The sequence below is a fragment of the Sodalis-like endosymbiont of Proechinophthirus fluctus genome, from assembly GCF_001602625.1.
Lineage (GTDB): Bacteria > Pseudomonadota > Gammaproteobacteria > Enterobacterales > Enterobacteriaceae.
Map to the genome: position 1 here is coordinate 9,397 of NZ_LECR01000050.1, position 5,589 is coordinate 14,985.

6 protein-coding genes and 3 pseudogenes are annotated in these 5,589 nt (G+C 51.6%); 2 read left to right on the forward strand and 7 right to left on the reverse strand.

Annotation, left to right across the window (positions count from 1 at the left end; translation table 11 throughout):
- Window positions 1-90: pseudogene (locus tag BG74_RS13445) on the reverse strand (pimeloyl-ACP methyl ester esterase BioH); the annotation flags it as partial.
- A gap of 745 nt (window positions 91-835) precedes the next feature.
- On the opposite strand from BG74_RS13445, the gene nfuA reads away from it, so the two are divergent.
- Entirely contained in the window at window positions 836-1,411 is a 576-nt protein-coding gene (nfuA, locus tag BG74_RS05865; RefSeq protein ID WP_066597267.1) for a Fe-S biogenesis protein NfuA, read from the forward strand.
- A 260-nt stretch (window positions 1,412-1,671) separates the two neighbouring features.
- On the opposite strand, the gene BG74_RS13450 is transcribed toward nfuA, so the two are convergent.
- The 3 genes and pseudogenes from BG74_RS13450 to BG74_RS20640 form a co-directional block, all read right to left on the reverse strand.
- Complete coding sequence (locus tag BG74_RS13450; RefSeq protein ID WP_187202699.1) at window positions 1,672-1,830, reverse strand: hypothetical protein; 159 nt, start codon at window positions 1,828-1,830, stop codon at window positions 1,672-1,674.
- A 271-nt stretch (window positions 1,831-2,101) separates the two neighbouring features.
- Window positions 2,102-2,377, reverse strand: a complete 276-nt coding sequence (locus BG74_RS05870) for a hypothetical protein (protein WP_066597268.1) — start codon at window positions 2,375-2,377, stop codon at window positions 2,102-2,104.
- A 36-nt stretch (window positions 2,378-2,413) separates the two neighbouring features.
- Window positions 2,414-2,794, reverse strand: a pseudogene (locus BG74_RS20640) (glycogen/starch/alpha-glucan phosphorylase); the annotation flags it as partial.
- Window positions 2,795-3,107: 313 nt separating this feature from the next.
- On the opposite strand from BG74_RS20640, the gene BG74_RS05875 reads away from it, so the two are divergent.
- On the forward strand, window positions 3,108-3,359 hold the full coding sequence (locus BG74_RS05875) for a hypothetical protein (RefSeq protein ID WP_066597270.1): 252 nt from the start codon (window positions 3,108-3,110) through the stop codon (window positions 3,357-3,359).
- A gap of 459 nt (window positions 3,360-3,818) precedes the next feature.
- Here the strand turns inward: BG74_RS05875 and BG74_RS05880 are convergent.
- The 3 genes and pseudogenes from BG74_RS05880 to BG74_RS21185 form a co-directional block, all read right to left on the reverse strand.
- Window positions 3,819-4,461 (reverse strand): annotated as a pseudogene (locus BG74_RS05880) (DeoR family transcriptional regulator).
- A 152-nt stretch (window positions 4,462-4,613) separates the two neighbouring features.
- Entirely contained in the window at window positions 4,614-4,766 is a 153-nt protein-coding gene (locus BG74_RS17175; RefSeq protein WP_244267358.1) for a hypothetical protein, read from the reverse strand.
- Window positions 4,767-5,062: 296 nt separating this feature from the next.
- A complete protein-coding gene (locus BG74_RS21185; RefSeq protein WP_369678522.1) occupies window positions 5,063-5,251 on the reverse strand; it encodes a hypothetical protein in 189 nt (62 codons plus the stop codon).
- Window positions 5,252-5,589 lie beyond the last annotated feature (338 nt).

Genomic DNA, 5,589 nt, shown 5'->3' on the forward strand with positions numbered 1-5,589 from the left:
AGACCAGACGCCGGCATTCATTCCCCATCCGTGCAGCAGCACAAGATCCCGATCGCCGGTACCTGTCGTTTGCCAAAACAGTGACGTCATATGTTATTGTCCAATAGTCGGAAATAAAAATGGTTGGCCCTATGCTAACAATCAGCACCCTGTATTGGCTATGCCGGCAACCACTTTGGTTCAGCTATCGCAGTGTTTGCCGAGTCTGCGTCAAGGTACTGCTAGCGAAGCAGGGAACTGGGGCAGCCAGCGCTGCGGGCTTCCGGCTGCGAGCCCCACGCTGGCATAGTCTCATTACGGTGGGGGGACTACCATGCGCCGCTTAGCCAACTGGTGACAAAACTTAAATATCAGGGCGACACCGACCTTGCCGGCGTGCTAGCCCGACTATTGTGGCTGCGCTGGCAGATCGCGCCTCCCAGGGGGATGAGAATCCAGATTTGTTGCTTGATATACCTTTGCATGCCTACCGGTCACTGACGTAGGAGCTATAATAAAACTGAACTGCTCTCCAGTGCGCTTGCGCGCTGGCTAAAGGTCCTTTCCTCAGGGTCTGTTCCATCACCGCAGCGAGCCGCCTCAGCAGCGTTTATCGCCCGTCAACGCCGTCATGGCCTCAGCAACGCCTTCATGTGGCGCGTAGATGTGTGGCTGGCAAACGGGTGACGCTGATTGATGATGTCGTTACTACTGGCAGTACCGCCGGCGAAATAAGCCGGCTGCTTCGCCATCACACGTGCGAAGTGCAGCTATAGAGCATTTATCGCGCCTTGTAGTCTGTGGGGAGAAAGGCGTATAATATTCGGCTATTTTAATCAACTATTGAGTCAATGTTATGATCCGTATTACCGATGTTGCCCAGGAACATTTTGCTAAATTGCTGTCTAATCAGGAACCTGGCACCCAGATCCGCGTGTTCGTTATCAATCCTGGCACTCCCAATGCGGAATGCGGCGTTTCATACTGCCCGCCTGACGCGGTAGAGGCCACTGATACTGAGCTGAAATTTGATAAAATCTCGGCCTATGTAGATGAGGTTTCTGCCCCTTACCTGCAGGAAGCGGAAATTGACTTCGTCACGGACAAGCTCGGCTCCCAGCTGACGCTGAAAGCCCCCAATACCAAAATGCGCAAAGTGAATGACGACGCTCCCCTTATCGAGCGCGTTGAGTACCTGCTGCAGTCGCAGATAAATCCGCAGTTGGCTGGCCATGGTGGTCAGGTGACACTCATGGAAATTACGGATGATATGCTGGCTATCATCCAGTTCGGTGGGGGCTGTAATGGCTGTTCGATGGTGGATTACACGCTTAAAGAAAGGGTTGAGAAAGAGCTACTGGAGAAATTTCCTGAGCTGAAGGGCGTGCACGATTTGACAGAGCACCTACACGGCGAACACTCCTACTATTGATCGACGTTAGGCCTGAACTGACCAGTAGCGTCAGGTCTAATCTGTCAATAGGCGTTAGTCCGACTTAATCATCAGCGTTACCTCCCCAGCGCCAGCGGCAGAGAACCGTTAGTATTTGAATAATTTTATGGTCGCTAAACATGGTCTCGAAATCCCGCATCAGCTTACACAACAAGTCGGTATAGACATCGGTAGTATTATAATATTATAGAGCACATTGACCGGTGTTGCCATCTGCAGTCAGTCTTAGGGCTGTAGCCTCAGCAGCGTGCAACTGCTTTGTACCATAACCGGCGGATGGCGGCGTTCAACACCGGTGACATAGGAATACCCTTCGCGCGCCGCAGCGCGTCCAGCAACGCTTGCCGTTCCATACTACGTTCCTTCAGCAGCAGCCAGGTATGCTCATCGTCATACAAGCCAAGTCGGTTGGCCAGATCAATTCGATAAACTGCTGATAGCCGCGCTCACGCAACACGTTCGGACCTGCGGCGGCAGTTTCTGATTCTTCCCCTGTGGGCCCAATCTGTCTGTCCGGCATCGCACACCCACCGACGCGGATAAGCAATATAGTGCTGGATCGACCCAGGTTTCTGCGCTGCCATAGCTGACACCGCCGGTATCGCTAGCCGTTGGCTGAGTCGTTAACAGCCATCCAACTTCATGGTCACCAACCACTACTGCAAGTAACTAAAAAAGAGATTTCGTCCTAGTGCTGCTACCTAAAATACGCCAGCACTGCCGCTGTCGGCCTGCTGATATTCCGCCATCCACGACAAAATCAGCCAGCGATTGGCGTTCATGATCGTCTGCAGAACGTCGATTGAACTGCGCCAAGGCGTAACTACACAGCGTCATCAGTTTCAGTGTTATCAACTGCGCATAATCCACCTGGTCATTCGCGCGCAGTACCTGTAGCCGGAGGCCGGTTTCCGGCTCCCCGCCAACAATACTGCGCCTACTCACTGTGAAAAAAATCGTCTAACCCGTGCCGACATCAATTATGATGGCGAAATGGCACGGCAGAAACTCCTGTACCAGCTTTTCATCCCAGCATTCCACAGCACCTCCGGTATCAGAGTATGGTTATATAGATAGGCGAAGGTACGTGACGTAATCAGCCAGTCTTCAACACCATGTTAGCTGGTATTTGTCGAGTAGCACGCGCAGCATCTCGGGGATAACGATTTACAGATGGTATCATTGAGCTAGATAACCTCATAACTGGCAGATTTTCCAGACTACCGTCGGGCAAAATAATGACGGCGTAAAATATCCTCCACTGCACATGCGCACTAGAAATACAGCTGCATCAGCTGCAGCTTGTTTGTCTTCCTGATGTTTATCGTTCGAGTAAAGTACTTTTATCAACTTGGCGGCGTAGATCCGATCCCGACCCGTTCGGTTTTAACGTAGTGGCAGCACCGTGCCATTGCCAAAACCGACCATCGGCAAATCTCAAGCTTCGCCGATAAGCGAGAACACCGGCTCCCAGCGGCTGCCGTCCCTGCTCGTTTTTTTAACAGTTTGCCTCTAAAACCCAACTCAACATTTAACGCCGTGTTAAGATGGAGGCAGGGATAGGTTTCGCGATGCCAGTCGTCTGGGGATTCCCATTGCTGTCCTTTGGCGAAGGTATGACGAAACAAGCCTTACTAGTAATTTAGCCCATAGCTGATGATAGCCAACTGTCGCCATGAAATCCATACAACAGGCCGCCATTACTCAGCGCTGGGTCAACCTCGTATTCCAGGATATCGGCAAGACTAACCTGATGACCGTCGAGCAATCTTTTGACCGTATCGTACCCACCAAGATTGATAAGATTATTACCAGTCAGACATACCATCAGGAACTCTATGGAAAGGTAATTGACATGACGGAGAAATTTTTGCTGTTACCCGGCTGGGCGATCTGGGGCGATGCATTCATTAATTACCGCACTTGACCGTCTGCAACCACTGAAAAAAGGTCATTTCCTGCCTGCCGGCGAGAACCATAACATTGCCACTGACGATCTAGCGTTGTATGGAACGCAGCTTTATCGAATTTTGATTTTGGTATATGAACGTCTCTATCCTGTTAACCTAAAATGGACAGCGCCGGAAAACCGGACCCATGATCCTGCTACCGTCACGGCTATCCCGGCCCGGTGCCCACTGCAAGCGATCGCGATGCAAAAACCACGACAGGCTCCTCACTGCCTATCTCGAGGGATCGACGTTCATATCGCCGTGCAAAAAAGATAGCGGAAGAGTCTGGATAAGCGCCGTGATGATCAAAAAATAGATAACGCCGTTAAAAACGGGAGAGACGGCATTAAATTTTTACGCTAGGGCTTTTGCGCTGAGCACAACTCTGATTTGATATCAGAGTGTTCGATAAGAGTCATCACGTCCGGCAGAGGTTAGTCGGTAAACAGATAGTCCACCAGGTCCATTTTTGCTGAGATTGACTATGGGCACTGCGGCCGAATTTAGAATAGTAGGTCACCAGCATCACGCAGTGAGAATTATCGATAATCGCCCGTTTAGCCGTCTAAATCAATGCTGTTGATAACAAGGGATGCCGTATCAAATCAGAATTGAGAAATGCCGCCGTCACGCGTCTGCACTTCATCACCAGCCAAAATCAGGCAGAAATATTCCTTGGCGCTAAGCAGCATCACCACGTTAAGATTGCTGCTGACCACTCGCAAATTTTTATATCCCAGCAACAGGTGCCCCAACCGACTCCGGCGTGGTGCCGATATCAATGAACAGCGTAGCGCCGTCGTAGATTTGGCTAGCGCCGCGCTTTACTATGCGCGCCTTCCGCCGACCACATCCCCTTTCGATTCATAGTAGGCGGCGCGATGACCGAACTCGACGGGAGCGCCGCGTCGCCGTGATGACGCCGGATCTTATTCTGTTCGACCAAATCGTTCAGATCGCGTCGTATTGTCTAGGGAGGACTGACGACAAAGAGATCCACTAACTCCTCAGTATACTGATGCAGCCATGCTAGCGAACCAACACGATAATGGCATAGTGCCGCTGCGCTTGCTTCACATTTTGACTCCTCTGCTACCGGCAGTGCTGACCGCCGTGATTCTGACGCCACCGCGTTTGCCATAACGCTATCAGCAGTCCCATTACTAGACTCGCTACGTGCGCAGGCATTAGCTATTGCGATACTCAACATATTGGAATAGCCGGCGGAGTCATAACGGGGCGAACATGATGAACCGGCGCAGCATAACTAGCGGCCCGCCGGGATATTTATCGCCTTGCCACCAGACATAGCCCATCAGCGCATACACCACGCCAGACAGACCGTAGAAAAAGCTCCCACTGAAATGTGACTGCACCACCACGCCTGCTGACGATAGCCGAGAGCAAAAATAAAATGGTTAATGACGCCTTACTGCGATAACCCTCCGTCAGGCCCGGCCAGATACCATCACATTAAACACCAGGTGCAATAGCGAGAAATGCAAAAAGATATGGCTAAACCCAGCGCTAGATCTAGCCGTACTGAGCCGGACCGGAGGGATACGCCAGCGCGGCTATCATCCGATCATAGCCGAAGCAAGGTCATCAGGAGAAAGACCAGCATGCACAGCGCTGGCAGCGGAAGCCAGGCACGCAGACTGGATCCTATCTCACCGCATTAATGCAACAAACCAGTGCGCCAGCTAGCAGCCTGATAACAGGGATGCGGCGGTTCGAGCGAAAAAGCCTCCAGTGCTGCCTCAACCTGTTCAAGTTTTTCCTGTTCAGGTTTTTCGTCTTGGGCCAGCCTATAGCTCGGTAGCTCGGTAGCTCGGTAGCTCGGTATAACGCCCCTGCGGGAGCAAATCTATGTCCACCATAATCGATGAAGGGCCAACGCCAGGCGCCACGTTAGACAAGGCAGTAACTCGAATCATGATTCACTCACGCTTTCATAATGAGGTGATGGTGAAACGGAGTGCACGATTCGAGGGCTAAACGAGCAGTCCGACGACGATTTACCCCGCGCCAATGACGATAGAAATCTAGTCAATTCACTGATAATAAAGGAGAAATTAATGATAGGTAGATTACGACGCGTCTCGACGAGGCCTGCCAATTTTGCGATCTATGTCTCAAAGCGAGGAGCACAGCACACGGTAGTACAGCGACCTTCCTTATCCCGACGGCAGAGCAAGGCACGGC